Source organism: Streptomyces sp. NPDC018019 (genome assembly GCF_044327805.1).
Classification (GTDB): Bacteria; Actinomycetota; Actinomycetes; order Streptomycetales; family Streptomycetaceae; genus Streptomyces.
In genome coordinates this window covers 1-25213 of sequence record NZ_JBIRGD010000026.1, presented here as the reverse complement: position 1 = coordinate 25213, position 25213 = coordinate 1, and the positions used below count along the sequence as shown (strand labels likewise).

The following is a 25213-nucleotide window of genomic DNA, read 5'->3' as shown; positions in this document are numbered from 1 at the left end:
CCATGACGCCCTTTGAGGTCCTGGGCAGGATCGGGTGGTCCCCGCGCGTGCGGGGCTGTTCCCGGGAGGTGGCCGTGGCGGACCAAGCGACGCCGGTGGTCCCCGCGCGTGCGGGGTTGTTCCCGAAACCTCGGAGTAGCACCGTGGACCACCAGCGTGGTCCCCGCGCGTGCGGGGCTGTTCCCAAGTACGGCGTCCGCACGCTGGACGTGATTCGGTGGTCCCCGCGCATGCAGGGCTGTTCCCCACTCGTACTCGCGATCCGGGCCGGTGTTCATGTGGTCCCCGCGCGTGCGGGGGTGATCCCGCCAGCCCGAAGATGAAGGCCCGGCTGGACACGTGGTCCCCGCGCATGCGGGGATGATCCCACATTCAGCTCGGGCCGGAGCCCAGGCCCGTTGTGGTCCCCGCGCGTGCGGGGTGATCCCGGTACGGTCCCGGCCCTGATCCACGATCACCGGTGGTCCCCGCGCGTGCGGGGTGATCCCGGTACGGTCCCGGCCCTGATCCACGATCACCGGTGGTCCCCGCGCGTGCGGGGGGTGATCCCCGGATGCGCATCGAGCACGTGCCCGATGGCCCACGTGGTCCTGGCGCGGGCTTGGGCTCATGCCGGACCTCCTCATCGAGGGTCGGCCCGTCATGGTCCGCGCATGTGGCGCCTTGACACCTCCCGCGCGACAGCCCGCCGGCTGAGGTGTCCCTCAAGGCCACGCTCCGACCTGCACGACGCTTCAACCTCTCACCCGGCCCGACGAACCAGCGAGCGGATCGTCCCAGCCTGTGAGGCGTAGGCGGCAGGCAAGCACTACCCCTTACTGAAAGCAGGATGTGCGCCAGGGGTCGGTGGGCTGGGTGGCCTCATGACATAGGGCTGCCAACGGTCGCGCCAGCGTCGAAGTCGTTGGTTCGACACAACATTCGAAAGTCGCCCGCCCCGCCCCTAGACCGTGGTCCCCGCGCGTGCGGGGGTGATCCCGCGAGCTGTACGGAGGTCTCGGCAAGGTGGTGGTGGTCCCCGCGCGTGCGGGGGTGATCCAGACGGCAAGAGCCCGGGAGCGGGTGGATACGAGTGGTCCCCGCGCGTGCGGGGGTGGTCCCATCGCGTCGGCCAGGGCTTCACTCGGGCCCATGTGGTCCCCGCGCGTGCGGGGGTGATCCCCTCGGCTTTCGTCGCGGGGGGGCGGCCGGCCGTGGTCCCCGCGCGTGCGGGGCTGTTCCCTCGCCGACCGGGTCCGGGGCTCGGCTTCTCTGGTGGTCCCCGCGCGTGCGGGGCTGTTCCCGCCTCTCTCTGGCCCGCATCACGAGTCCAGGGGTGGTCCCCGCGCGTGCAGGGCTGTTCCCTACTTGCGGCCGGTGATCAGGTTGTCCAGGATATGGTCCCCACACGCAGGGGCGGTTCCGGACGGCCCTGAAAAGGGGAGCCGAGCAACCTGTGATCCCAGCGCATGCGCAAGCATCATCCCGTTTTACTGAGCAAGGCATCCGGCAAGGCTCAGTTGGGCTTGGTTGCCTTATGACATAGGGCAACCGACGGTGACCGTCTACAAAGTCACGCCCTCGTGGGCACCAGTCTGCGGCAGGTTCTGCCCGGCCCGCACCTGCCCGGAAATGCCCGCTTTCCGGGCAGCCCAGTGCTCCCACGGCGGAAACAGACCGCGCCAGCCCGAGAGTGGTGCGACGACGGTCAGCTCCAGCTGCGCCAAGCAATACAGGCCAGCAGAGGAAGTCCGGTCACCACGAGATGGGTGATGCTTGTCTTCCAGAACCGGAACAGGGCAGCGAGCGCACAACCCCCGCCGGCGAACAGCGTGGTGATGACGAGAATGTCGTGCTGGTAGGTGTCACGCTGGTGCACGTCACGGGCATCCGGAGCACCGATACTCAGCCCGGACAATACGTACGAGGAAGCCAGCATCGCCATGATCACCAGGTCGACGACGGCCACGACGACAGCTACCGGAACGTCGCTTTGTCGGGATTCTTTCACGCTTCCATCATCCTGTATGAAAAGGCCGAGGTCTGAGTGAAGATACTCACCTACTCAGACCCCGGCTGGTTATCGGTTGTCAGTCCTTACCCTGAAGCGTGTGCTCCAGGCTGTCTGCATACAGCCGGGCACCCGCGGGCTTGGGGTGGAACGACTGCATCGACGCATTCGGAAGGTCTGCGTCCGCCTTCGACCGTCCAGTCATCACGATGCCATGCACGGTCTCAGGGCTCCCGCAGATCGTCTTGCCATCGAATTCGTCACGCGGATCGGAGAACACCGCCCATGAACCGGCGTCCTGCGCTGCCCCCTTCATTTCCGCCGCAAGATTGTCCGCCATGACGTTGAGCCACTCGCCCTCCGACTTCTCCATGTTCATGACGCAGGTACCCGGATACGTTGTTCCCTTCGCCGTGGACAACAGACGCGGGTAGCCCATGAGGACAACCTTCGCCTTCGGCGCCCTGGCGTGAATGGCGTTGAGCGTTTTCACGATCTGGGGACGTACAGAGTTGTGCAACCACTTCGGCGCCCAGTCCTCCAGCGGCCCGGTTTTCCCTGCGGCGTCATTGCCGTTGGTCGGATCGACGTTGTCCATGTCGTTGGCGTTGCAGTTCAACCACTTCGGGAAAACACACAACTTGACGATGTCCGAGAACCGGGCGTCGTTGCCGCCGATGCTCATCGTGACCAGAGTGGTGTTGTTGTCGAGGTAACCGGAGTCGATCTGCGGAGCCTCGCCGGACTGCTCCTGGAACATGTCGTAGGTGCGGGCGCCGGAGCAGGCCACGAAGTGGTAGTCCATCTGCGGGTCGAAGCTGTCGGCCATCTCACCGATGGACTTCGAGTAGCCGGGCAGGGATGCCTGCCGCGACCAGGCCAGCTTCGAGCGATGGCACTTGTCCGTGCTCGTCTTGCTCAGCTTGTTGTAGTAGTCGGTTTCCGGGAAGTAGTCCTTGCCACCCGGTGCTGTGGAACCCTCGCCGGAGGAGTAGGAGTCGCCCATGGCGACGACGGAGTTCTTCGGCTTGCCGGAAAGAGGCTGGAAGGCTATCGAGCCCCAGGCGATGTCCTCGTCCGCGGTCCCGTCCTTCGTCACGTTCGACAGCTCGACCTGCGGAGTCCCCGTGAAGTGGAACGCACCGAGGCTGACCCACCCGCCGGCCCGTTGGAGCACGTGGCGCTTTGGACTGTTGGTGTCGGAGTTGCGGACGACGTAGGCGGCCTGCCGGGTCTGTGCGCCGGTGTCGGGCAGGTGCACCAGCACCCGTGCCCAGTCCAGCTTGTGGCCCAGTGTCCACTGCCCGTTGATCGTCATCCGGTTGCCCTCGCCCCCGAGATTGTCCTCGTTACGGGTGTGGGAGTACCAGAAGTGGCCGCCATGGCCACCGCCGACCGAATGCAGATCGGCCTTCGCCTCGTACTGCTTGTCCATATCGGGGTAGAACGTGAACTGGAACGATCCCTTGGAGGACGCCTTGCCGCAGCTGGACCACGTATCTGTGCCGTCAGGGATGGAGGTGACGACCTCGGCGCCCTTCGGGGCGGGGCCGCACACCGGTTCACCGTTCTTCAGCCGGTGGCCGTTGCCGGGCTCGTCGCGCAGCGTTTTGTACTTGATGTTCTCGTGCCCGCACGTCTTGTCGCAGTCGGGTTTCCAGGTGGCGTTCTCCTGATTCCACCAGAACTGCCGGTAGCAGGCTTCGTCAGGGCACTCGGCCGGAGATTTCGGGTCGCAACCGTTCTTCTTGTTGCAGAAGGTGTCCAGCGGCGGGCTGACGCGGGTCCGGTAGGTGACATCGGTCCACCAGGCGGGCTGGAAGCCGGCGGAGGAGAACCCGGACTCGCCCTCCCAGTCCTGACGGCCGTCCGTGCCGTAGGAGAAACCGGTGTCGATGGACCAGGCGGCCCAGCCCATCACCTTTTCCTCGTAAGGCCAGTACTGCGGGTGTGCCGCATCACGGATGTGGTCCCTGCCGAGGCTGACATCCATGAAGGGGTGGTCCCACGCGCCCTTCTTGTACATGGGGTTGGCGGGGTTGTTGTACCAGCCCAGGCCCCAGTGGCCGCCGTTCTTTGCAGAGTCCGACTTGGGGTTGAAGCCGAGGTTGTAGTTCCAGGCTGCGGTGAACCAGTTCTCCACGCGGGAGGGGTCGTCGTTGTTGACCGTAATCTTCTGGCCGTCCGTGTGGACCTCGTTCCACTTGTCGGCGAGGATCTTCATGGAGGCGGCGATGTTGGAGGCGTAGTCGATCGCGATCAGCTTCTGCACCTTCGGGTCGGTGCTGCTCGTCTCTCCCTCCTTCTCATGCCCCGCCAGGCGCATGCCGTCGGTGACCTGACCCACTCCGTAACCGCAGTCGGACTTCTTCCAGTTGATGCGCCAGTAGCCCAGCAGGGTGTCCTTGACGTTGTGGCCGTAGTAGCCGTCCACGGCGGCCAACGGGTTGCCCATCTGGCCGGGGATCGCGCCGGATTCGGCCTGCCACAGGTTGGACTCCTGCGCCAGGATGCCGAGCAGGACGTTGGCGGGTATCCGGCCGCCGCCCTTCAGCTTCGGCAGCGGGAACATCTTCTGCGGGTCGATCGTGCCGAGGCCGGCCTGGCTGCGGTAGCCGCCCTGGCGGAGCCACTGGCTGTGCAGCTCGCCGCGGACAGCCATGTCCACTGCCCACTCGACCTGGTTCGGCGTCGGCTGCAGCGCCTGCGCGCTCATGTCGTTGCGGGAGACGGAGCACCAGCGGTCGGTGTCCCGGGGATCGTGGGAGACGGACGCGGCCGCACTCGTCATCACCCGCGGCTGGGTGGCACCGGTCAAGGCAGGCGAGAGACCGTTTCGGGTGTTCGGCTGCGTCGCGGCGACCCGCTGCTCGACCTTCTTTCCGGTCGTCGTGGCGGTCGAGGTGACCGTGAGCGGGGTGTCCTGGTCCGCTGTCCCGGGGGCTTTGCCGGAACGGGCACGCACGCCCGCCTCGGGTTCGTTGGCTTTGTCGAAGCCCTTCCCGGCCCCCTGGATACGGGTCAGCCCGGCGCGGATACCGGGGGTGAGGACCGGGTTGACGGCGAGGCGGCCGTGGGAGGAGACGTCTGTGTCGGCCGGCGCTTCGACCTTGGTGACGCCGCTCCCCTCTACCTTGACGTCCGTGGGGCGACCGGTGAGGAAGGCACGGCCCTGCTCGCCGGGTACGAGGTCGAGGTCGCCGAGACGTCCGGTGGCGACCGTGCGCGGCTTGCCATGGCCGTCGTAGACCTTTACCTGGGCCGTCTTGGTGTCCTTGCGGTCCACGAAGCCGACCCGGTCACCCGTCATGGGGCGGATGTCGAAGGGGATGCTGTCGCCGGTGGCGAGCCGGCGGGTCTTGCCCTGACCGTTGATGTGGACGAGATCGCGGCCGAGGCCGGCGACCACGCCGTCCTTGACCGGGGCCGCCGAGGACACCTGCCCTTGCAGCTCGCCCGTCGTGGCGACCGTTTTTCCGGCCGTGTCCACGGTGATCACCTGCGTCTTCACCTTCGACGCGTCGTTCATGTCGCGGTACTGGGTGAAGGCGGCGGTGTGCGTGGTGGTGTTGCAGGTGGGGTCGAAGTAGGCGAGGGTGCCGGTGAACGGCAGCTTCGTCACATCGCCCGTCTTGGTGTTCACGATCGCCGTGAACGCGCCGCCCTGCATCAAGTCGGGCTTGTTCGTGAACGCGCGGGGTGCGTACACGGCCGCGACGTGGTCGCGGTCCATGACGCACTGGTTGCCGATCCATGAATCGGCGGGCATGCCGGGCTCCGAGAGGGCCGCGACCGTCTTCCAGTCGTACGCCTTCGACTCGTCGGCGACGAGAATCCGGTAGGCCTTCGCGTCAGCCGCGCTGGTCACGGCCCGGTCCTGGCTCTTTTTCCAACCCTTGCCCAGGTTGGCGTCCGGGCTTGTCACACGAGAGGAGCGGGGCTCGTCGGACGACTTCGGGTCAGCGACCGCGTCGCCAGCGGTGAGGGTTGGAGGTTGAGGTTCTGCGGCGAGTGCCTGCGACACCAGGGGTCCGCTCGCGACCAGCATGGCCGTAGTAATGAGCAGCGGTGTGCGCAGACGCTTCGACACGCGGTGGTGCCGTATCAAAACGTTCCTTGATTAGTTGACTTGTTCGTGAATACGTCGACCGCAGTCATCGTGAGGTCGACGTGCGAGCTGTGCTGTATGAGGGCACAGCGGGCCCGCTCCTTCCGGAAATCAGAGTCCGGACGGTGAGCGGGAGCTTGATGGGGAGACAGCCGGCCATCGGGCTGAGGTCGCCGTTGGTGGCTGGGTGCCGCCGTCATTGGCCGGAGGCACACCGTGCTCGTCAGGGCACTGACTCGCGAACCGGGGCCGCAACAGGAGACCTCCGGTGGTCGGTGGTCGAGAACAGATCAGCGTCGCAGCGCCTCGGCCGGGGGAATGCGGGCGGCACGCCAGGCGGGGTAGATGCCGGCCAGCAGACCGGTGATCAGTCCCAATACCGGCGCGGACGCAACCGCGAGCGGGTCAATCACTGGCGTCCACTGCCGCAGGGCGGAGACGGCCACAACGGTTACGGTGCCCAAGGAGGTGCCGACCAGGCCGCCGAGCAGCCCGAGCGCGGTGGATTCGGAGAGGAACTGGGTGGTGATGTGGATGCCACGGGCCCCCAGGGCACGGCGCAGTCCGATTTCGCCGGTGCGTTCCATGACGGCGACCAAGGTGGTGTTGGCGATGCCGACGGTGCCGATCACCAGGCACACGCCGGCCAGGAGAAGGAAGAGCTGTCCCAGGTCGCTGCCGACAGCCGAGCGCAGAGCCTTGGGACTGGGCGGCGCGAGGGCCCGGAAGTACTCGGGGTGTTCGGGGCGCAACGCTGTGGGGGCTTCGTCGGCGATCTGCTGGGCCGCGCCGAGGCGGGTGGCGATGAGCATCGCGGCGCGTTCGTCGGTGGGCGGCCCCCAGATGTGCTCGGCCGTAGAGCGGGGAATCAAGACGGACATGAGCAGTTCGGGTTTGCGTTCGATGTCGTCGATGATGCCGATGACGGTGAAAGCGGTGTCCCCGATGAAGACCGCGGGCCGGGTCTGCAACGTGGTGATGCCCAGGCGGGCGGCTGTCGTGGCGCCGATGACCGCGACCTTCTCGTGCCGGCGTTCATGGAAGGTGTCAAAGGCGCGGCCCTGGACGAAGGACGGGTGAGCGGCTCGTAGAACGCCGGGAGAAGAGGCGACGACCTGGGCCTGCGTGTCGTCACCTTGGGCGTGACTGGGTGATGAGCGCACGCTTTGGGTGCGGTCGAGGCGCACTTTCCAGTACACGCCGGCTGCGGTGACGCCATTGAGCCGGGCGATACGCGCATCGGCGTCGACGGGGAAGGCGAGCGGGACACGGCTGGGGTCGGGGCCGCCCATGTCCTGGACGGAGACTTCGGTGGCGGTGAGTTTGTTGAACCGGGAATCGATCTGGGAGGCCGCGGTGCCGGTGAGGCCGATCACCGCGATGAAGGAGCCCACACCCAGCACTGTTCCCAGGGCGGTCAGGGCCGAGCGAGCCGGACGTTGCAAGACGCCGGCCAGGGCTTCGGAGACCGCGTCGCGGAAAGACAGGGATGAGCGACGGGAACGGCGCCTTCTTGTACCGGCTTCCGATGCCTCGGTGGGCGGGAGCGTTTCGTTCACGGGGCGGTCCTGGCACAGGGGGTGTCGGTGAGGATGCCGTCGTGGATGGTGACAGTGCGCTGCCCTCGGCGGGCGACATCCGGATCGTGGGTGATGACGACGATGGTCATTCCGTCGTGGTGAAGGGTGTCGAGCAGGTTCAGGATGGAGGCGGCCGTCTCGGAGTCGAGGTTGCCGGTGGGCTCGTCGCACAGCAGCAAGGAGGGACTGGAGGCCACGGCTCGGGCAATGGCGACGCGCTGGCGTTCCCCGCCGGAGAGCCGGGTCGGCAGCGCGTCCACCCGGTGCGCCAAGCCCACGCGGTGCAGGGCACGCTGGGCGCGGGCACGGCGTCGACGGCGCGGGACGCGCTGGTAGAGCATCGCCAGCTCTACATTTTCGAGGGCGCTTCGGTGGGGCAGCAGGTGGAATGCCTGGAAAACGAAACCGATGCGCATCCCGCGCAGGCTGGTGCGCCAGGTGTCGTTGATGGTGCTGGTGTCGATGCCGTCGAGCAGGTAGCTGCCTGTCGTGGGCAGGTCCAGCAGCCCGGCAATGTTCAGGAAAGTGGACTTGCCCGACCCGGAGGGCCCGACGACCGTGACGTACTCGCCCCGCTCAATCCGCAGGTCGCATGTCTGAAGTGCTTCCACCGGCGGTGGCCCGGGGTAGGTCAGTCCTACGCGGCGGAACTCGACCACTGGGGGTGGCCCGCCGCGATCTCCCGCTGTCACCGCGGCTGTCCTTCCTCGGAACGCCGGGTGTCGACGCCCACCACGACCTGGTCGCCCTCGGTGAGCCGGGCGCCGTCGGCGGGGGTGACCTCGACGAAGCCATCGCCTGACATGCCCGTGCGGACCTCGACCCGCCGGTTGCTGTTGTTGGGCTCTTTCACCGTGACCGTCGTGCGGCCGTCCGCACCGGTGGAGATGGCCGAGGACGGTACGGCCAGCACCTTGGCACGGGAGGAGGCCGCCGAGATCGTCAGGCGCACCTCCTGGCCCGCCATGGTGGCCGGGAGCCGACCGCCTGGTTTGACCTTGACGACGTATTCGTCGGCTCCTGCCTTGTCGTTCTCGCCACTCTTGTTCTTCTTCGTCTTGGGCACCTGGGCTACGGAGACCACGGTGCCGGTCGCCCGTTCGCCGGTGGTCTCGGCCAGGATCTCCACCTTCTGCCCCGGGTGGATGAGTCCCTTTTCGTGCAGGCCGACGCTGCCGCTGACCAGCAGGTCGCCGGCGGAGATGGTCATGAGGACGCCGCTGGCCTCCGCTCCCACCTCAGCGGTGACCGAGTCGGCCCGCGCGGGCAGGGAGTTGAGGAAGACCACTTCGGACATCGCCACCATGGGGTGCGTCGGGGGTGCCGCGGGCGTCGGGGGCTTTTTGCCCTCCGCCTCCTTGTTCTCGGCAACCGGACGCGGCGTGTAGCCCAGCGCGGCATACAGACCTCGCACCGCACGCTCGGTGCCGGCACCGAAGTGCCCGGGCCTGTCCGGGTTGGTGGGGTGGCCGACCGAAGCGAGCGCGTGCTGCAACTGCTGCACGTCCTGGCCGTCGTCGCCAGGCTTGAGGTCGCGGTAGGCCGGCAGCGCGCCGGGAAGCGCGAACACTGGGCGCCCTGAGACCTCCAGCAGTACGCGGCCGAACGCCACAGGCTCCCCGGCCTTTGCCTTCACCTTGGTCACCACCGAGCGTCCCGCGCCATCACCTCCTGGGCCCGCCGAGGACACCTGCACGCTCTGCGAAGCCGTAACCTGACCACGCGTCACCACGGTCTCGGCCAGCACCTTGCGCTCAGCCGCGGCAGTGAGCACATCGGCAGGCGGTGCCGCTGTGTCCGCCGCCACCTGCGCCGGAGACTTGATCCAAGCAGCCGCAGCCATCCCCGCGGCTCCGAGCAGAACGGCGCCGCCGCACACAGCTGCCAGCACGCGTCGCCGGCGGCGCAGCGCTGACCGTGCGGGGGCAGAACTTTCCGACGTCTGCTCGGTGTCGCCCTTGCCGGACGCGGCGGGCAATTGCTGGGTGTCCGTGTCTGGAGCGGTCATGCCTTTACTTCGTCCCGCCCAGCACACGTGCCGCCTTCTTAATGGTGTCGTCCAGGCTCTTCCTGGCCTCAACGAGTTCTTCGATGTTCTTGTCGATGGCCTGGTTTTGAAGTTCGGATTCAGCATCGAACCAGATCTTCGCGACGTGCGTCCGATTGCGGCAGACGATATCGGCTGTCGCCGTGGCGATCTCCAGCTCTGTGACCTCCGGACCGGAGAACCGGGAGTCATCGCTGGCGTCCAGCGGCTCCTTGTAGTTATAGCCGTGTTCCTTCATGCACGAAGACCACGCTGCGAACGCCTCGACCACCTTGCTCTCGCGCTTTGAGCGGGTAAAAGCGTCGTTGGCGATCCCCTGCGCCTTGGCTGTGCGCTCCAGGGCGCCGTCCGAGATCTTGTGATTCGCCTGGCCGACACAGCCGCCCTTGGGGACAGCTTTCCCGCCGACCTCCGCGACTCCCCCGTTCAGCGCCTTCTCCTTGGCTCCCTCCTCGGCGGCGTCCTCCACCGCGCCTTGGCTCATGGCGCGGTCGTAAGCGGCTTGTTCGGCGGCATCCGGCTTGTACCCACGTTTCTTCGCCAAGACGGCGTCGTGTATGCCGTAACGCCAGTCGGTCAGCGTCTTGGGGCCGAGTTTCGGGAGGTCGGGGGCGGGCCGCCAGTTGAAGCCGAGGTCCTTCATGCAGTCGCCGACCAGAAGCGTCCTTGCCTTCTTTACCTGCTGCTCATCATCGTCCGTAGGCAGATAAGCCTCGATCGGAAGCGTCCACGTCGCGGGATCGGCTGCGACGAAGTTCTTCTTCGGCAGTGGGGGCCGGTCCGCCGAGCCGGCCTCGCCGTATTCAGAATGTCCGCACCCAGTGGCCGCCAGGGCCACCAGCAACGCCGGAAATATTTTCCGTGCGCCTGAGTTCTTCACAGCTTCCCTCTTCAGCATTGCGCTCCCGCGATCACTGCACCGCGAGCGAACCGGGCGGTCGTCCCGCGATCAATCGCCCACCGTGGCGGCCGGAGCAGGACGCTCCGGCCGCCACAGGTCGGCCTCTAACTCAGCTCCACCTAAAGGAAGCGTTGTTGTTGTAGGTGTTCTTCAGGCGAGACATGAAGCTTCCCGCACCCAGGCGGTCAGATGCACCCTTGTAGCCGCTGTTGAAGTACACCGTGGCGGAGTACTTTGAGTGGGTATTCGAAGCGGAAGCAGCATTGTTCTTGACAGACTTCCCCGCTCCGGTTCCCCCGGGGCAGAACCTCAGCGGATTCCCCCCATCCGGATCTCCGACACCGATGTAAACGTGCCCGAAGTCATAGACCGCGTAGCCGATATTACGGTACGCACCCGTGTGCCCGGAGTTATAGAAAAGGTGGAACTTGAAATCCGAGCCGCCGGGGGACTTGTCGCACGTTTCCATGCTTTGGAGATTCGCTGCTTCATTGCTGCCAGCGTAGGCAGCGGGCGCACCCAGCCCCCCGACAATCGCGGCACCAATCGCACCACAAATCGCCAAACGGATATTCCGCTTAGAGTTTTTCACTGTGAATCTTTTCTGCGATTTTCAACATAGCGAGCAGCCGCAAGGAGGGCGAGTTGCCCCGTGTACGCAAACTCGTTTCATCTCGACTGTGCGCGATGGAAACGGGCAGGCCGAAGCGTGCCCGTCGGGAAATGGCGTACGCGAACCCCCCGCCCTTCACCCCGATGTACGCCGAGAGTGCGACTGCGGCCCCGTGGTCGGCAGGGCCGCAGACGATCTTAGGTGAGGGCAACATTCGTCCCAACCGGGCAATACGCGCATGCTCCTTCAAAATGGACGAAATATCGATACTGCAACATGGGGCTCGTCACGGTTGCACCACTTTTGACTACAAACGCGCAACGGCGCGGTCACGAACTGATGCACCCCTAGGTCCGTCCACACGGCCGCCCAGGTCAGGGCCCAGAGCCGGTGCGCGCACAGCGGGCGGCAGCTACGGGAACAGAGAAGGGGCTTCCGGCCAGTTGGCAAAACGACAGCTCCGTGACTGACCACCAAACGTTCGGAGTCGGCATCGAACGCTTCGAGCGGCTCCACGCGTCGACCACCCTGGTGGAGGACGGCCGAAGCCCAACCCACCTGCAGGAGCACCGGGCGGACCTGCCACTCGCCTCTGCCCGACGCGTGCCTGGCCACCCTCGCCGGGCAAGGGCGGACACTCACACCCATCTGGCCTCCCGGGAACTGGCGGACGCGCTCCGGGAGGCAGCAGGGCAGGGCTTCGGCTGAGGGCCCGCCGCAGACAGCTACGCCAACGGTCGGCGCGTCGGGGTGGCAACCTCCCCTCCGGACTGCTCGCCCGACGGCAGGGGCGCCATCCGGTCCACTGGATGGCCGGGGCGCTACGCAGGGTTATGGGGTCGGGGTGGCCACTCAAATTCGTACGGTCGCCAACTGGGCTTCGGACAGTACGGCGAACGGAGCGAGGCACGCTTGTGCTCTACCCTCCAGCCGTAGATAGCGCGCTCCACCTTCCGGGGCTGCGGCCGCCCCACTTCCCACGCCAGCTCCCGAAGCGGAGCTCGCCGACCGTCCAAGCCATTCGATCGCGCATCAATCGCTGATGTCCCCGTACACATTGCTTCACTAGGCTTCGCACTGTTTACAAAGCTTGTCTAGTGAGCGGGGCGATCAATGCAGGAACGCGCGGTCAAGACGCGGGAAGCCATCCTCCTGTCTGCTGCCGAGGTGATTGACGAGTTCGGGTTCAGAGGCGCGAGCATCAAGAAGATCATCGAACGCGCCGGTGTGACCCCGGGAGCGATGTATTTCCACTTCCCATCAAAGGAAGCCTTGGCACATGCCGTAATGCTCGAACAGGGCACCGGGCTGGAACTCCCCGCCGGAGAGGACGGCCTGCAACGGCTGATCGACACCACGCTGTACCTCGCCGGGGAACTGCAGACTAACCCCAAGCTCCGCGCCGGCGTCCGACTCGCCATCGAGCAGGGTGAGTTCGGCCTTCAGGACGACACTCCGTATCAGCACTGGATTCAAGAGTTTGCCGCGCAGCTTCACGCCGCGCACCGCAAGGGTGAGCTCCTGCCGGAGACCAACGTGGATGATCTTGCTTGGATGCTGGTCAGCTCGTACTCCGGTACGCAGTTGCTTTCCCAGATCTCCGTGGGTCGGGCCGATCTGCACATGCGGGTGATCACCCTGTGGCACTTCCTGCTGCCGGGTATCGCGAAGCCCAGTGTCAGAAAACGTCTGACGTTCCGCAGATAGCCGGGGTCTCGACAGGCTGGTCCGGCCCAGAGACGCGCCCTCGGTTTCACCTTTCGGCCTGCCTGGTCGATGATCGTAACTATGAACGATCCTCATCAGGACCATGTGGCTGTCGGCGAGCTTCGGACCCAAGAAATCCGTCCGGGCGTGCATGCCTTTATCCAGGGGGACGGCTCTTGGGGGTGGTCCAATGCGGGGCTGGTCCACGACGGCGGCGAGGCTCTGCTGATCGACACGTTCTTCACGCTTCCGCAGACTCGGCGGCTCCTGTCCGCAGTCGCGTCGGCGGCGCCGGGCGCGCGAGTGACCACTGTGGTCAACACGCATCTGAACGGGGATCACTGCCACGGGAACCAGCTCGTAGAGGGCGCGCGCACCATCACCTCGGCCTGCGGGGCTTTCGAAGTCGGGCACGAAGTGCCGGCCGCGACGTACGAGTGGTTGCAAAGCCACCCGCCCGAGGGCGCCTCGGGCGGGTACGTCACGCGTCATTTCGGCGGTTTCGACTTCTCCGGCATCCAGCTCACGCCTCCGGACGTGACCTTCAACGAACGGTTCGATCTTGAGGTGGGGCGGACTGCCGTCGAGCTCCTGGAACTGGGGCCGGCGCATACGCACGGCGATGTGGCAGTGCACGTCCCCGACGCCTCGACCGTCTTCTGCGGGGACCTGCTCTTCCAGGGAGATCACCCGGTGGTGTGGTCGGGGCCGCTGCTCGGGTGGGCGGATGCCTGTGAGCGGCTCCTCGCCACAGGAGCGACTACGTTCGTTCCCGGGCACGGTCCGGTGGCTGGCCGAGCGGACGTGGAGGGGTTCGCCGAGTACCTGCTCGACATTCACGAACAGGCATCCGCAGCGGCCGATGCCGGCCTCCCAGTGGAGGATGCCACCGCCCAGCTCAAGCTGGACGCGTACGGCGATCTGCGACTGCCGGAGCGGACGCTGACGGCCGTAGCGGCCGTATACCGCGAACGCGGGCTCCCGGCCCCGGCGGCACCTTTGGAGCTGCTGGGGCCGATGGCTCGGCTATCGGAGTTGTTCCCTCACTCCTGATCCGCTCAGCCATCGCACCGAAACAGCCGTTGGAGAATTACTGTCGCGTGCCTCAGGCCCCAGGAACGACCTAGTTGAAGTCGGAATCATCCGGCTGGGCAGCCCCTATATAACGGTGGCCGGCTGTGTGTACCGTCCCGGGCATGGAGCTGACTCCCACGGCCGTTCTCATGGCCACACTTACCGCTGTCCTGGTCACGGCAGTTGCCCACCCTGATGAGCACATGAGGAACCGAGCGCTGCTGGTCCTGCGAGCGATCTTCGGGAGGCACCACTGAAGTCTTGCTTCATCCACCTTCGATCCGGGGCGTTGCAATGGTTTAGCAGGCTCGCAGAGCGACTCCTTAGCGGCAGTGCCTCCGGGCTCCAGCAACACAGAGGGTTGCTGGAGCCACCCCACCACCGATGCTGGTTCCCTACCCCTGGCCCCCTTGGGGGACGAGGGTGATGAAGCGCATGTCCATGTTCCGCATGGGAGCCATGGCCATGATCTTCACCGGCATGACCTTGTTCTGGTCAGGAAGGCGGATTCCGCGGACGTGCCCGTCGGGGTGCCGGATCGTTTCCTTTTGATCCCACAGTTCGCGGGCCACGTCGTTCCCGTTCAGGATGTCGTCCCTGAGCTGCTGAAGCCCCTTGTTGTCGGGGTGGAGGGTGAGGACTACGCGGATCTGGGCCAGGAAGGGTCGGGCCCAGTCTTCCTTCCAGTTGACGAGCTGCTCTTGTGCCTCGGGGTACAGGAACGCGAGCCGCATCATGTTGCGTTCGTATGGCAGCCAGGGGAACCACTCGTCCAAGATCGGGTTCCAGGCGATGATGTCCCAGCAGACGTTGCTCAGGTAGGCCGGGTAAGGGGCCATCTGGTTGAGCATCAACCGCATGTCGGCGTCCGCAGCACCGGCATCGTCAGCTACATGAACCGGCGGCGGAGCGTATCCCTTGGCGAGCTGGAAAAGCATGATCTTTTCGGTTTCCGACAGCCTGAGCGTCATGGCCAGACGCTGAAGGAACCTTTCGGAGAACTCAGCCTTCGTGCCCTTTTCCAGAGCGCGGTACCAGGTGAGGCCCACCCCGGTCAGGTGCGCGACCTCGGCCTGCGTGAGTCCCGGCTTCAGACGCCTGCGCGAGGTATCGACACCGGCGATACGACGCGGATCGAGCCTTTCCCGCCAGAAGACCAGCAAGGCGCCGAGGTCGTCGGGGTCGTCGCCTCCAACGGGGAGAGTTCGGTCACATTCATTCACAGCTACACCAGCCATTTGTTCGCCTGCATGCTGAAGCGTGGGTCCCCTCAACTCCTTCGCACAGCGAGAGCGCCAGTCTGATCAACTGGCGTTAAAGCAGGTCAAGCGTTCGGTTTCTCTGACAGGGCTTCACATTCGAGTCTTTACCCGAGGAAGTCGTGACCAAAGTCCCTATGCGGTTCAACTTTCGTCACCCTCACTGTCATCACTACAGGTGACGACAGTACGGGCGCATCATGGCCAACGTCGAACTGAGAGACATATGCGTTCGATGAACTTGGTCACTATATACGGAGGATTACTCACTTATGTCCCGCTCTGTACTCGTCACTGGCGGTAACCGGGGGATCGGGCTCGCGGTCGCGCGGGCCTTTGCTGACAACGGCGACCGGGTTGCGGTGACGTACCGCAGCGGAGAACCCCCGGAGGGGCTGATGGGCGTCCGGTGCGATGTCACGGATCCCGCCCAGGTCGACGCCGCGTTCAAGGAGATCGAGGAGGCGCACGGTGACGTGGAGGTGCTCGTGGCGAACGCGGGCGTCACCCGTGACGGCCTTCTCGTCCGGATGAGCGAAGAGGATTTCGACGCGGTCCTGGAGACCAACCTCAAGGGTGCCTTCCGCGTCGCCAAGCGCGCGACGCTCAAGATGATGAGGGCCCGCCAGGGGCGGATCATCCTGATCTCCTCCGCGGTGGCGCTGGCCGGCGAGGTCGGTCAGTCGAACTACGCCGCTTCCAAGGCGGGCCTCGTGGGCTTCGGCCGGTCGCTCGCCCGGGAACTCGGTGCGCGGAACATCACCGTCAACATCGTCGCCCCTGGGCTGACGGCCACGGACATGACGGCCAGCCTGCCCGAAGAGCGGTTCCAGCACATCGTCAACCAGGTGCCGCTGCGCAGGGCCGCAGAGCCGCACGAGATCGCTCACGCGGTCCAGTTCCTGGCCAGCCCGAACGCCTCGTACATCACTGGTGCCGTGCTCCCGGTCGACGGCGGCGTCGCAATGGGCCACTGACCGCCTCGGAGTCTCGGCCCTGGCCTAGTGGCGGTTGCGGTTCGCGTTGATCTTTGCGCGCCATTGGGCTTCCGAGGCGGCATGGGCTCGGACGAGCTGATCGAGCGGGACTTCGTAGATCTCGTGCAGGATCAGGCCCCACTCGTCCCGCAGCCGGCCGGTGCCCTGCTCCAGTTCGGAGACGTCCGAAGGCTGCACGCCCAGGCGCGTGGCCACGTCCTCTTGGCGGAGGCCGGCGCGAGTGCGCAGCGTCGCCAGATCGGCGTCTTCGCCGAGTGGCTCCAGAAGCCGGGACCGCGGCACACCGAGCACGGCCACGAGGGCGGAAAAGAGCCGGGGGCTCGGGGCCCCCTTCCCGGTCTCCCAACGGCCCACGGTGCCCGGAGTGGTTCCCACCGCCTTCGCGATGTCGCCCTGAGACAGCTTGGCCTCGCTGCGTGCGGCTCGGAGCCCGGCGGGACTGAAGTCTCGAACGCTCTTCACCGGGTCAGTATCTCAACCATGTACATGGCCTACCTCACGGCCATCACGGGAAGGAAATGATGGGTCGCAAATGATGGTAGAGTGATCGTGTCGACGCACCGCCAGCCCTGGCGGATCGACACCAAGCGGGAAGGAGCTCTTCACGGAGCCCGGAACGCGTTCGGCTCGCTGACAGGAGCGGGAACTCCAGGTCAACGAGCCGAACAAGGGAGAAACCTCCCAAAGCAACAGTGCAGACCGCCATCGGCGTAGGAAACCTCGCGGTCAGCACCGGCACGGCGATGACTGGACTTGGCCCTGTCATCGCTCCATCACAGCCAGGATCAACCTGTCTGCTCAAGGAGTGATTGTCGCATGGCACCCCCCGCAGAAGCACGTACTGCGGAAGATCCAACTACGTTCCCCGCCCCTGAGCTGCAAGGACTCGCTTCTGTCCTGCGCCTGCTGGCCGGGACCGAGAACCTCGAAACCCTCTTGGGCCGTCTGCCGAGCACCCCCGACCCCCGGCTGCACGTCGGGTACGAGGAAGCCGCCGCCCGGCTGGGCATCCCGGAGAAATGGCTGCGCGAGCGGATCGGGACCCTGCCCCACCGCAAGATGGGCCGGTACGTGCAGTTCACCGCCGAAGACCTCAAAGCAATTTCCGACATGCACTTCGTCGGGCCTTCTTCGGATACCGCGTCTAGCAAGGGTTCGAGCGCCACGCTGACAGCCCTTCGCCCTTCCTCCCGGTCGCGCACCCGCGCCTGAATCTTTTTCGAGCGCTCGCACCCTTTGCAGGGTCGCCGGGTGCAACTCGATCGCCAGGAGACATTACCAATGGTCAACGCCATTGAGTTCCAATCACTCCCCCAGCCTCGTCGCAGAACCAACGCACCGGCCATGCGATTCACTGCCGCAGCGGAAATGCTCAAGGCCCGGCCCGGCCAATGGGCCCGGGTACAGAAACGTGAGAAGCGCGCGCGTGCGGCTACGGCCGCTTACCAGATAAATCGGGGGCTACTTGCCGCTTTCCGTCCGGCAGGGTCCTTCGAAGCCGCCTCCCGCACCGTCGACGGCGAGTATTTGGTGTATGCGCGTTACGTCGGCCACGTGCAGGAATCGAAAACCACAGGTGAGCGGCGGCAGATACACGATGCTCACTGAGATAGACGTCATCGTGGACGCGGCACGCAACGGGCAGTGGTCTCCCCTGCTCGATGCTGCGGATCATACGCACAGCAAGGAATGGGCCGAACAGGCGGCTTGTGCCAGCGAGGAGCCCGAGCAGTTCTTCCCGCAGGGTGACGCCCCTGGTAAGAGCCCGGACGTTGTCCGCGGGGCACGAAAAGGCGAACTGATCCGCCCCTTGCTACTTTGCGCTCACTGCCCAACTCCTGTAGCTGCACGTTGCCTACTCGAAGCGCTGGAACTGGGTTCCGAATACGGAATCCGGGCAGGGCTTTTGGCCTCGGAACGAACAGACATTCATCACGCGTGGAACAACCGCGTTGACGCCGAAAAGATTTCAGCGGCTCTGCGCGGGAACACTGCGGCCCTATCCCCCGCAGAGGAGCGCGAAATCGTCACGGCACTGTCGAACAACCCACAGCTCAGCCGTAAGCACGCTGCCCGCGCCATGGGAATCAAATACTCCTACCTGATGCAGCTCATACGGGACGAGCGTAAGCGGCAGGCTCCTCCGAGGATGACAGATGGCCCTCACTCCATCGCCGCTTAAAAGCACCGCGCCGCTACGGCTTCTTGCCGCCATACCTCCAGGGCCGAACCATGCAAAAGAACACCCCGGCCAACCCACCACGCACACCTCTGCGTGACCGCATTCTTTCGTTGGCCCCCTCCGCAGCACTTATACGCATCACCCCCGCTTACAGGGCAGCAGAAACGATTACGCGTCTATATGGATGCGACTTCTATGCACTCCTCACCGACCGCGCAACCGGTCGGGAAGTATCTCGACTTGTACGTACAAATTTTCCCTCTGCTGACTGGCGCGACCCCCATGACTTCCATGTAGAAACCACGTCGCTATACCTGGCACCCGAACCTACACAGCTCGGGTTCGTTCCGGAAGATGACCAAACCTTCGGCTTGAAGGACAGCCGCTTCGTAGCGAGATTGGGCGGCTGATGGCAATGACGGTATCCGACAAGGTTTGGCAGAACTCTCGATCCCGCAATGGCGCACGCCTGGTCTTGCTCGCTCTGGCGTACATGGCGGACGACTCCGGGCAGGCGAGGCTGCCCGTACGGAGGATCGCTGAGCTGACCCGGCTGACCCCGCGAGCCATCAGCAAGTGCCTGGCGGACCTCGCGGCGTTGGGAGAAATCTCGTACGAGCGGGGCGGCGGCGTAGACAACCCCAACAGCTACTCGATCTCCCTGCTTGGCCCTGGCACCTCCCAAGCGGCCGGCTCCGGCACCACGGAAAACGGAACTCTGATGCAGCCCGTGAGCGAAGAGGGAACAAAATTCCCTGAAGATCATTCCCAAAGTGGGAACTCTGAGGCTGAGAGCAGGAACTCTGAGTCACCCAAAATGGAAGTTTCTTCCTCGCACGCGCATGGTGGTAATACTCCCTACGGGAGTATTACCACCACCAAAAGCCAGCAAGCTCCCAAGCCTGGCCCTGTGCCGCCGAAGGGCGAAGTCGACGTACCGGAGTCCGCACGGGAACTCGTAGCTGCCCTGGAACGCAGCGGCATGATCGTGGGCTGGCGCCTCTCAGAGGCGGAGTGGGCCCGGGTAACAGCTCTCGTGGCCCGGTGGGGGGTTCCCACGCTGGTCGAGATCATCGCGCGCCGCTGGGACGCGAATCGTCCGCCTCAGTCCGCCCGCTACCTGCTGCGCATCTGGGCTGATCTGCCCTCGCAGGCTCCCTCCGCTTCGGCGGGCAAAGTCGTGCCGCTTCGTCGCGCGGCCGGGTGGCAGCCGTACCGCAATCCGTCCCAGCCCGCCGCGTACGAGAACGGATTCTGATCGTGCCTGCACCACAACGCGTAGCCGGTACCGGCGCCGTAGCCCGGCTAGAACAGATCATCGAAAGGCGAAAGGTGCGACTGGTGCCCGACTCAGAGATGCCCTCGGATGCGCCCGAAGGCCCTGGGGACGCCCACTGGCACCGGCGCGCTCGTGCGGAGGCCGCGCTGAAGCGCTGGGAGACTGCCACCCCGCCCCGCTTCCGGCGTGCTGAGGCCACTGTCCCGGCGGTAACGGCGTGGGCGGACCGTGTGATCGAGGACCCGTCGACGGCCGGTGCCCTCTTGCTGACCGGTCCGACGGGCACCGGGAAGACACACCAGGCGTATGGAGCGCTGAAGCGCGTCGCGGCGTCCGGCCCGGCCACGTACGAGCTGATCGGTACGAACAGCGCGGACATGTACGGAAGCCTGCGGCCTTCTGAGGTCGTCGGCAGCTCAGAGAGGCAACTGGATCGGCTGTCGAGGGTCCGTCTCCTGCTCGTGGACGACTTCGGGACGGCCAAGACGTCCGAATGGGTAGAGGAGATCACGTACAGGCTGATCAACTACCGGTACAACCACTGCCTTCCGACGGTCCTCACGTCCAACCTGCCGGCCCGGGACGACAACGGCCCCGACCTGACCGACTTCGTCGGGGACCGGATCGCCAGCCGACTCGCCCAGATGGTGACCGTGGTCCCCATGGTGGGCGAAGACCTCCGCCGAGCGGGGGTGGCGTGATGCCGGCCCGCTACTGCGGCGTGTCCGTCAGGCGGTCCCCCGCTCCGGGCCGAGCCGTTTTCGTCGGCCGGGGGCTGTACGGGAACCCGTTCCGCGTCGGCGATCCGAGCCCGGCCTCCGGCGGTCCCATGACCGCTCAGGAAGCCGTCGACCTGTACGAAGCGATCTTCGCGGGGCCGATCGGCCGGTGCTACGCACGAACGTTCGCCCGCACGCTGCACGGCCGGGACCTGGTGTGTACCTGCCCGCTGGACGCTCCCTGCCACGCCGACTTCCTTCTCCAGCTCGCCAATCCCATGCCGGCGCGTCGCTTCTTCGACCTCGGCCTGTGTTCTTCGGAAGGACCCTCCTGATGCTTCACCCGATCACGTTCGCTGCGGCCAGGCGGCTGTCGGTGGAGGAACACAGGCGCCAGCAAGCACGGGAGCATGCCTGTCGTTCTTGGGAGAACTGGTGCGTCAAGGCTGCCTCGGCGTACTCCCGACAGGTGCTCGGCGAGGACGCCACGAGCCTGCCGTGGGAACCGGTCGGCGTCCTCCCCAGTGACACCCAGCTCCAGGCCATCGCGTCTCTGGGCGCCGCCGCGGAGCAGCGGTTTGCGCTGCATTACCACCGTGGTGAGGAGGAGGACGAGACGCTGACGCTGCATACGGCCTGCCTGTCGTGCACCAGCCAGCGCGCGGAAGCAGTGACGTCGCTCGGGCAGCTGGGCCTGCTGCTTTCGCGGACCCGCTTGTGGCCGTCGATCGCCCCGCACAACGGGAATCACGAGGGGGGCGTGTTCGGGTGACCGAGACACACATAGCCGCCTCGGCGACCACCGCCGAAAGCCCCCGGGCGCACAAACGGTTCGGCCACATGACCGCCTGGGATGCTGCCGCGATCTGTCTCCTGGGCGCTGCCGGGTTCGCCTTCTCCTACGATGCGCTGCGACAAGTGGCAGTCGCGATCCACGCCAGAGAACAGCTGTCTTACCTCTTCCCTGTCTTCGTGGACGGCTTCATTGCCTACGGTGTGCGCGCCCTGGTCCTGCTCCGCCATCGCGACTTCGGTGCTCGTCTGTATGCATGGATTTTGTTTTCTGCGGCCACCGGCGCCAGCCTCTGGGCCAACGCCCTTCACGCGATCACACTGAACCACGGTCCGCGGTCCGGCCCGTCCGCGTTGCGCCTCGGAGACTCGGTCGTGGGCGTCCTGTCCACCCTGGCGCCGCTCGCCCTGGCCGGGGCAGTCCACCTGTTCATTCTGATGACGCGGACCGTTGAGTCTCCCGTCCGGGACCGTGTCCCGGACGCTTCCGGACCGGTCCCGGACGGTGCCCCGACTGACCTCCAAAAGGATGCTGCAGAACGCGTCGGGGCCTCGTCGCCGGACCCCACCGGCATGTCGGCAGGGGCGGCGGACCGGCCACTTGTGGCCGAAGACGGACCAGCGGCGGACGCACCGGACCGGGCAGCCGAAGCCTCCGACGCGCCCTCGCAGGAACGTTCTGCGAGCGCAGCGGCGAGTTCCTCGGCGGCCGGGTTCCACCCGATGGGAACTGGCGACATGCACGGCGGTCCGCTCTCGCCGATCGAAGGCCCCGCCGCGGACGGTCGTGATGCGTCAACGGACGACTCGGCAGACATCACAGCGCCCGAAAGGCAGGACATGCCGGCGGCGGGTGGGCTGGGAGAGCAGGCCCCGGACCGAAGCGGACCGGCAAACCGAGAGGCCGTCGACGAGGAGCTGGAGGAGCTGCTCCCTATCGCCCGCGAAGCCGTTGAGAAGGCCGGGCGAATCAGCCGCACCGTGGTCGCCAGCGCGGTCCGGGACCACCAGCCGATCAGCAACGAGCGTATCGGAGAGCTGCTGACCATCCTTCGGACCAAGCCGGACGAGAAGCACTCCGCTCAGGAGGCTGCGGTCTCCGCCCTGTGGTGATCAGGGTGGAGCGATGACGCGCGCAGGGCCGCCGTGCCGGGGTGCCCCGGCACGGCGGCCCTGCGTAGGTGTTGAGCGAGAGTGAAGGGCCGTGTGCCTCCGTACGGAAGACGCGCGAACAGATACTCAGGACGGAAAAGGACCACTGGCTTATGAGGTGGCGTAAGCGCCGCGAGACCGGCGAGGAGGCTCTCGTCGCAGGGCAGCGGGCGGCTGACGAATTGGCGGCTGCTCTTCGCTCCGGTGCCTGCATGCCGTCGGTGCAGGCCCCCGGCCTGTTGCTGGACCCAGGCGAGGACGTCCATGCGGACGTTATGTGCGGAACGGCTCGCTTCTATGGAACGGAGGTGGCCTACCCGCAGGGCCGGGTTGGCTACTTCGAAGACCATCCGACGTTCGGTCGCCGGTGGGTGGACAACCGGAAGTTGGAAGCCCGCCGTCGCCGGGACGCGGAGACCGACGCTCAAGAACGGTGGCGCGACCACACCACCGCTCGCGTCGTGCTGACCTCACAGGGCTTCCGCCTGCGGCCGACGCCGCACGGAACTGAGTGGCTCCCCTTCGATCACGTCCTGCTCACGGGCATGGCGCCTGGCCCGGCCTGCGGACAAGTGGTGCTGTCCTACAGCACATGCGCGCCCCTCCAACTGACTGGAGTGGCGGTGCCTCGGCTCGTGGTCGTGCTGGAGAGCCTGCTCGGCGCCTCCGGCCGAGGGGACTGACTCACCGGCACAACAGCTAGGTGCTGTGGCGAAGGTTCACCGGGTTGCTCCGCAGACGGTGCTCCTATCAGTCGGTTGGACGTGACAAGCTGCTTTTGAACTTAGGGTTGGGCTCTGCGGGTGCGATTGGGGGGCTCGTGGTGGCAGATCAGCGCCGTGCAGGTTCGGGCAGGTGAGTGCAGAAGTGGTCATGCTGGTGCCCGCGCCGGTTGAGGTGAACGCGGTGCCGGAATCCGGTTCGTGTTTGAGACCCGGTGGGGTGAATCAAGCAGTGCCCGCTGGTGCTTGGCCTCTCGTGACTGCTTGGCTTGCCCTGCTGATTGACACCGTCGGACACTTTCGAGGAGATGCGATATGAGTGCGATCGTCCGCAAGCTGAGCGACGCCACCTACCCGGGGTTCGAGGAGTTCAAGGCGTACTTCCAGTCCTGCGCGGGCGCGTTTCCGGACTTCAATGATGCCGTTCTCGTCAAGAACGACACCATGATTCAATTCAATGGCGGGGCCAAGGCGGTGACCGACGTCCTGAACAAGCCCGAGTTCCGACACCTGTGGACGCTCCTGCCCGCCGGTATGGACGCCTTCACGGCGTTCGCCCAACTCCATGTACTCAACCACGCGGAAGTCCTGGGCCTGGGCGACACTACCGGCACCTATACGATCAAGGTGCACTCCTTCCCCAGGATTCTGGAACACCAAAACGAGGCACAGCTCACCCAGGATCACCGGGTGCACCTGGAGGCGGTAGGCGACTCCGAGTACATCGATGTGACTGTCTGCCTGTGAGGGCGGTCAATGCCCACAGGGCACGGCATTGACTGGTGCGGGTGCCCGGATGTCTCCGGGCACCCGCACCAGTCAGGCGCTCGCCGTCGGCGGGGAGGTGCTCAACGACCAGCAGGGCCAGGGCCCAGCCGCCGCCGCGATTGTGCCGGGCGAACTCGGCGATGTCGGCCTCCAGGCCGTCATCCGTCTCCTCGACGTTGTGCGGCATCACACGGCCACCGCCTCGTAGCCGAGCCACTCGCCTAACGTGCCTCACACACATCGGCCGAGAGCAAGATCTTGTGGACCTCCCATGCCACCTGGGCCGCCCGCCGCTCGGCCGGCCACCGGGAAGCCACCCACCGGTAGGCCTTCACCGTCGACAGCGACAGCCCCACATCTTCAGCGAAGATCCGCAGTGACTCCTCTACCCGCTGGCCGTCCTCGCTCACCCGAAGATGCCCGCCATGCGAGCGGACCGGCTCGATCCCCAGCGCCGCGTCGCCCACAGCCCACTGGCCTGAAGAAACGGCTTCCACGTGGCCGAGCGATCGGGCCACTGACTCGTGGTACCGGCTCGCGGCAACACTCCCGACAGGCGACTCAGGCACGGCGGATCACCACCCACCAGCAGGACACGAGTTCGCGGCACACCGCCAGCGAAACGGACTCCGTCCCGCCACTACCCGCAGAGTCCGCACCTACCAGCACTGATCACCACAGACGACCGGAAAACCACCAAACGGACACGCCAAGTCACCCGCAAACGACCCCTCCTCGGCCACTACCGACCGAACCGGAACCAAACCCGACCCGCACCCCAACCACCCCTCAAACCAGGGGGCTTACAAGCAGGTTCTGAAGGGTCGAGCAGACCGCGTCGGCGGAAACGCCACTAGAACTAGCCCTCTGGGTAGAAGAGGAACAGCGTGCAGCCGGTGGCGGTCGAGGGTACGTGCCACGACCCGGCCGGGGCGTGCAGGAATGTGCCGGCTGGGTAGTCGCGTGCTCCGTCGTTGAAGGTGCCGGCGACCACGTAGACCTCCTCCGGGCCCGGCTCGTGGACATCGCGGTGCGGCCAGGAGCTACCCGCCTCCATCTCCAGCACGTTGGCGTGCGCGCCGGCCGGCCCCCGCCACAAGGGGCGCAGCCGGATCCCGGGGAACAGCTCACGGGCCGGGGATTCGTCGACAGAGACGGAGGTGTAACCCTCCTGCGCGAGGATTTCAGGGTGCATGTCTGCAACAGTGCCGTGCGCGGGCCGCGGCGGACAGAGACTGTGATGACGCCATGGGGTACTTTCCTGCCATGCATCGCGTGGTGGCTCTGGTACGGCCGGTGCAGTCGGTCTTCGAGCTCGGCTG

Annotated in this window: 25 protein-coding genes and 1 CRISPR repeat array (1 of these 26 cut by a window edge); of the genes, 14 read left to right on the top strand and 11 right to left on the bottom strand. The window is 65.9% G+C overall.

The genetic code is table 11. From position 1 onward, the window contains the following. Window positions 1-613: direct repeats of the CRISPR family, unit length 29 nt; unit sequence GTGGTCCCCGCGCGTGCGGGGCTGTTCCC (it extends 5040 nt beyond the left edge of the window). A gap of 1074 nt (window positions 614-1687) precedes the next feature. The 7 genes from ACH4FX_RS33120 to ACH4FX_RS33090 all read right to left on the bottom strand — a co-directional run bounded on the left by ACH4FX_RS33120 (window position 1688) and on the right by ACH4FX_RS33090 (window position 11218). Further along, the gene (locus ACH4FX_RS33120; RefSeq protein ID WP_398485134.1) at window positions 1688-1990 is read right to left on the bottom strand and encodes a hypothetical protein; all 303 of its coding nucleotides are present in this window, start codon (window positions 1988-1990) and stop codon (window positions 1688-1690) included. A 79-nt stretch (window positions 1991-2069) separates the two neighbouring features. Further along, window positions 2070-5858, bottom strand: a complete 3789-nt coding sequence (locus ACH4FX_RS33115; RefSeq protein ID WP_398485133.1) for an SGNH/GDSL hydrolase family protein — start codon at window positions 5856-5858, stop codon at window positions 2070-2072. 530 nt (window positions 5859-6388) lie between these two features. Next, the gene (locus ACH4FX_RS33110; protein ID WP_398485218.1) at window positions 6389-7585 is read right to left on the bottom strand and encodes an ABC transporter permease; all 1197 of its coding nucleotides are present in this window, start codon (window positions 7583-7585) and stop codon (window positions 6389-6391) included. Between the two features lie 68 nt (window positions 7586-7653). Next, window positions 7654-8370, bottom strand: coding sequence for an ABC transporter ATP-binding protein (locus ACH4FX_RS33105; RefSeq protein ID WP_398485132.1), 717 nt, complete (start codon window positions 8368-8370; stop codon window positions 7654-7656). After that, window positions 8367-9713 (bottom strand): hypothetical protein, encoded by a 1347-nt coding sequence (locus ACH4FX_RS33100; RefSeq protein WP_398485131.1) that lies wholly within the window; start codon window positions 9711-9713, stop codon window positions 8367-8369. Before ACH4FX_RS33100 ends, ACH4FX_RS33105 begins: the two co-directional genes overlap by 4 nt. Next, window positions 9691-10623, bottom strand: a complete 933-nt coding sequence (locus tag ACH4FX_RS33095) for a hypothetical protein (protein WP_398485130.1) — start codon at window positions 10621-10623, stop codon at window positions 9691-9693. Before ACH4FX_RS33095 ends, ACH4FX_RS33100 begins: the two co-directional genes overlap by 23 nt. Window positions 10624-10735: 112 nt before the next feature. After that, window positions 10736-11218 (bottom strand): hypothetical protein, encoded by a 483-nt coding sequence (locus tag ACH4FX_RS33090; protein WP_398485129.1) that lies wholly within the window; start codon window positions 11216-11218, stop codon window positions 10736-10738. A gap of 1134 nt (window positions 11219-12352) precedes the next feature. Here ACH4FX_RS33090 and ACH4FX_RS33085 point away from each other — a divergent pair. Both ACH4FX_RS33085 and ACH4FX_RS33080 read left to right on the top strand, forming a co-directional pair. Next, window positions 12353-12946 (top strand): ScbR family autoregulator-binding transcription factor, encoded by a 594-nt coding sequence (locus tag ACH4FX_RS33085; protein ID WP_398485128.1) that lies wholly within the window; start codon window positions 12353-12355, stop codon window positions 12944-12946. Window positions 12947-13027: 81 nt separating this feature from the next. Further along, complete coding sequence (locus ACH4FX_RS33080; protein WP_398485127.1) at window positions 13028-13999, top strand: MBL fold metallo-hydrolase; 972 nt, start codon at window positions 13028-13030, stop codon at window positions 13997-13999. 416 nt (window positions 14000-14415) lie between these two features. On the opposite strand, the gene ACH4FX_RS33075 is transcribed toward ACH4FX_RS33080, so the two are convergent. Further along, window positions 14416-15258: a helix-turn-helix domain-containing protein gene (locus ACH4FX_RS33075; protein WP_398485126.1), complete on the bottom strand. Its 843-nt coding sequence runs from the start codon at window positions 15256-15258 to the stop codon at window positions 14416-14418. A gap of 293 nt (window positions 15259-15551) precedes the next feature. Between ACH4FX_RS33075 and ACH4FX_RS33070 the strand changes: the two genes are divergently transcribed. Next, window positions 15552-16256, top strand: coding sequence for a beta-ketoacyl-ACP reductase (locus ACH4FX_RS33070; RefSeq protein WP_398485125.1), 705 nt, complete (start codon window positions 15552-15554; stop codon window positions 16254-16256). A gap of 24 nt (window positions 16257-16280) precedes the next feature. On the opposite strand, the gene ACH4FX_RS33065 is transcribed toward ACH4FX_RS33070, so the two are convergent. After that, window positions 16281-16739, bottom strand: a complete 459-nt coding sequence (locus ACH4FX_RS33065; RefSeq protein WP_398485124.1) for a helix-turn-helix domain-containing protein — start codon at window positions 16737-16739, stop codon at window positions 16281-16283. 354 nt (window positions 16740-17093) lie between these two features. Here ACH4FX_RS33065 and ACH4FX_RS33060 point away from each other — a divergent pair, with 354 nt between their 5' ends. From ACH4FX_RS33060 to ACH4FX_RS33010, 11 genes are all read left to right on the top strand, one after another. Next, window positions 17094-17489 (top strand): helix-turn-helix domain-containing protein, encoded by a 396-nt coding sequence (locus ACH4FX_RS33060; protein ID WP_398485123.1) that lies wholly within the window; start codon window positions 17094-17096, stop codon window positions 17487-17489. Between the two features lie 69 nt (window positions 17490-17558). After that, complete coding sequence (locus ACH4FX_RS33055) at window positions 17559-17885, top strand: hypothetical protein (RefSeq protein WP_398485122.1); 327 nt, start codon at window positions 17559-17561, stop codon at window positions 17883-17885. Then, window positions 17875-18459 carry a WhiB family transcriptional regulator gene (locus ACH4FX_RS33050; protein WP_398485121.1) on the top strand — a complete coding sequence of 195 codons (585 nt, stop codon included), beginning with the start codon at window positions 17875-17877 and terminating at the stop codon, window positions 18457-18459. Before ACH4FX_RS33055 ends, ACH4FX_RS33050 begins: the two co-directional genes overlap by 11 nt. A gap of 415 nt (window positions 18460-18874) precedes the next feature. Then, window positions 18875-19717 carry a hypothetical protein gene (locus tag ACH4FX_RS33045; protein WP_398485120.1) on the top strand — a complete coding sequence of 281 codons (843 nt, stop codon included), beginning with the start codon at window positions 18875-18877 and terminating at the stop codon, window positions 19715-19717. Between the two features lie 83 nt (window positions 19718-19800). After that, window positions 19801-20439 (top strand): ATP-binding protein, encoded by a 639-nt coding sequence (locus tag ACH4FX_RS33040; protein ID WP_398485119.1) that lies wholly within the window; start codon window positions 19801-19803, stop codon window positions 20437-20439. Beyond that, window positions 20439-20792: a DUF4326 domain-containing protein gene (locus tag ACH4FX_RS33035; protein ID WP_398485118.1), complete on the top strand. Its 354-nt coding sequence runs from the start codon at window positions 20439-20441 to the stop codon at window positions 20790-20792. The genes ACH4FX_RS33040 and ACH4FX_RS33035 overlap by 1 nt, the downstream gene beginning before the upstream one ends. Further along, a complete protein-coding gene (locus ACH4FX_RS33030; protein ID WP_398485117.1) occupies window positions 20792-21229 on the top strand; it encodes a DUF6195 family protein in 438 nt (145 codons plus the stop codon). Before ACH4FX_RS33035 ends, ACH4FX_RS33030 begins: the two co-directional genes overlap by 1 nt. Beyond that, window positions 21226-22362, top strand: coding sequence for a DUF2637 domain-containing protein (locus tag ACH4FX_RS33025; RefSeq protein ID WP_398485116.1), 1137 nt, complete (start codon window positions 21226-21228; stop codon window positions 22360-22362). Before ACH4FX_RS33030 ends, ACH4FX_RS33025 begins: the two co-directional genes overlap by 4 nt. Before the next feature lie 251 nt (window positions 22363-22613). Further along, complete coding sequence (locus ACH4FX_RS33020) at window positions 22614-23084, top strand: hypothetical protein (protein WP_398485115.1); 471 nt, start codon at window positions 22614-22616, stop codon at window positions 23082-23084. Window positions 23085-23438: 354 nt separating this feature from the next. Beyond that, complete coding sequence (locus ACH4FX_RS33015) at window positions 23439-23870, top strand: hypothetical protein (RefSeq protein ID WP_398485114.1); 432 nt, start codon at window positions 23439-23441, stop codon at window positions 23868-23870. Between the two features lie 49 nt (window positions 23871-23919). Further along, window positions 23920-24099, top strand: coding sequence for a hypothetical protein (locus ACH4FX_RS33010; protein ID WP_398485113.1), 180 nt, complete (start codon window positions 23920-23922; stop codon window positions 24097-24099). A gap of 13 nt (window positions 24100-24112) precedes the next feature. On the opposite strand, the gene ACH4FX_RS33005 is transcribed toward ACH4FX_RS33010, so the two are convergent. Both ACH4FX_RS33005 and ACH4FX_RS33000 read right to left on the bottom strand, forming a co-directional pair. Then, window positions 24113-24409 (bottom strand): hypothetical protein, encoded by a 297-nt coding sequence (locus ACH4FX_RS33005; RefSeq protein ID WP_398485112.1) that lies wholly within the window; start codon window positions 24407-24409, stop codon window positions 24113-24115. Between the two features lie 341 nt (window positions 24410-24750). Further along, window positions 24751-25086, bottom strand: coding sequence for a cupin domain-containing protein (locus tag ACH4FX_RS33000; protein ID WP_398485111.1), 336 nt, complete (start codon window positions 25084-25086; stop codon window positions 24751-24753). Window positions 25087-25213: the final 127 nt, after the last annotated feature.

Coding starts and splice junctions, on each gene's coding strand:
- ACH4FX_RS33095 (WP_398485130.1), bottom strand. CDS start 10,623: ATGCTGAAGAGGGAAGCTGTGAAGAACTCAGGCGCACGGAAAATATTT.
- ACH4FX_RS33085 (WP_398485128.1), top strand. CDS start 12,353: ATGCAGGAACGCGCGGTCAAGACGCGGGAAGCCATCCTCCTGTCTGCT.
- ACH4FX_RS33080 (WP_398485127.1), top strand. CDS start 13,028: ATGAACGATCCTCATCAGGACCATGTGGCTGTCGGCGAGCTTCGGACC.
- ACH4FX_RS33075 (WP_398485126.1), bottom strand. CDS start 15,258: ATGGCTGGTGTAGCTGTGAATGAATGTGACCGAACTCTCCCCGTTGGA.
- ACH4FX_RS33070 (WP_398485125.1), top strand. CDS start 15,552: ATGTCCCGCTCTGTACTCGTCACTGGCGGTAACCGGGGGATCGGGCTC.
- ACH4FX_RS33060 (WP_398485123.1), top strand. CDS start 17,094: ATGGCACCCCCCGCAGAAGCACGTACTGCGGAAGATCCAACTACGTTC.
- ACH4FX_RS33055 (WP_398485122.1), top strand. CDS start 17,559: ATGGTCAACGCCATTGAGTTCCAATCACTCCCCCAGCCTCGTCGCAGA.
- ACH4FX_RS33050 (WP_398485121.1), top strand. CDS start 17,875: ATGCTCACTGAGATAGACGTCATCGTGGACGCGGCACGCAACGGGCAG.
- ACH4FX_RS33045 (WP_398485120.1), top strand. CDS start 18,875: ATGACGGTATCCGACAAGGTTTGGCAGAACTCTCGATCCCGCAATGGC.
- ACH4FX_RS33035 (WP_398485118.1), top strand. CDS start 20,439: ATGCCGGCCCGCTACTGCGGCGTGTCCGTCAGGCGGTCCCCCGCTCCG.
- ACH4FX_RS33030 (WP_398485117.1), top strand. CDS start 20,792: ATGCTTCACCCGATCACGTTCGCTGCGGCCAGGCGGCTGTCGGTGGAG.
- ACH4FX_RS33020 (WP_398485115.1), top strand. CDS start 22,614: ATGCCGTCGGTGCAGGCCCCCGGCCTGTTGCTGGACCCAGGCGAGGAC.
- ACH4FX_RS33015 (WP_398485114.1), top strand. CDS start 23,439: ATGAGTGCGATCGTCCGCAAGCTGAGCGACGCCACCTACCCGGGGTTC.
- ACH4FX_RS33010 (WP_398485113.1), top strand. CDS start 23,920: ATGTCTCCGGGCACCCGCACCAGTCAGGCGCTCGCCGTCGGCGGGGAG.
- ACH4FX_RS33000 (WP_398485111.1), bottom strand. CDS start 25,086: ATGCACCCTGAAATCCTCGCGCAGGAGGGTTACACCTCCGTCTCTGTC.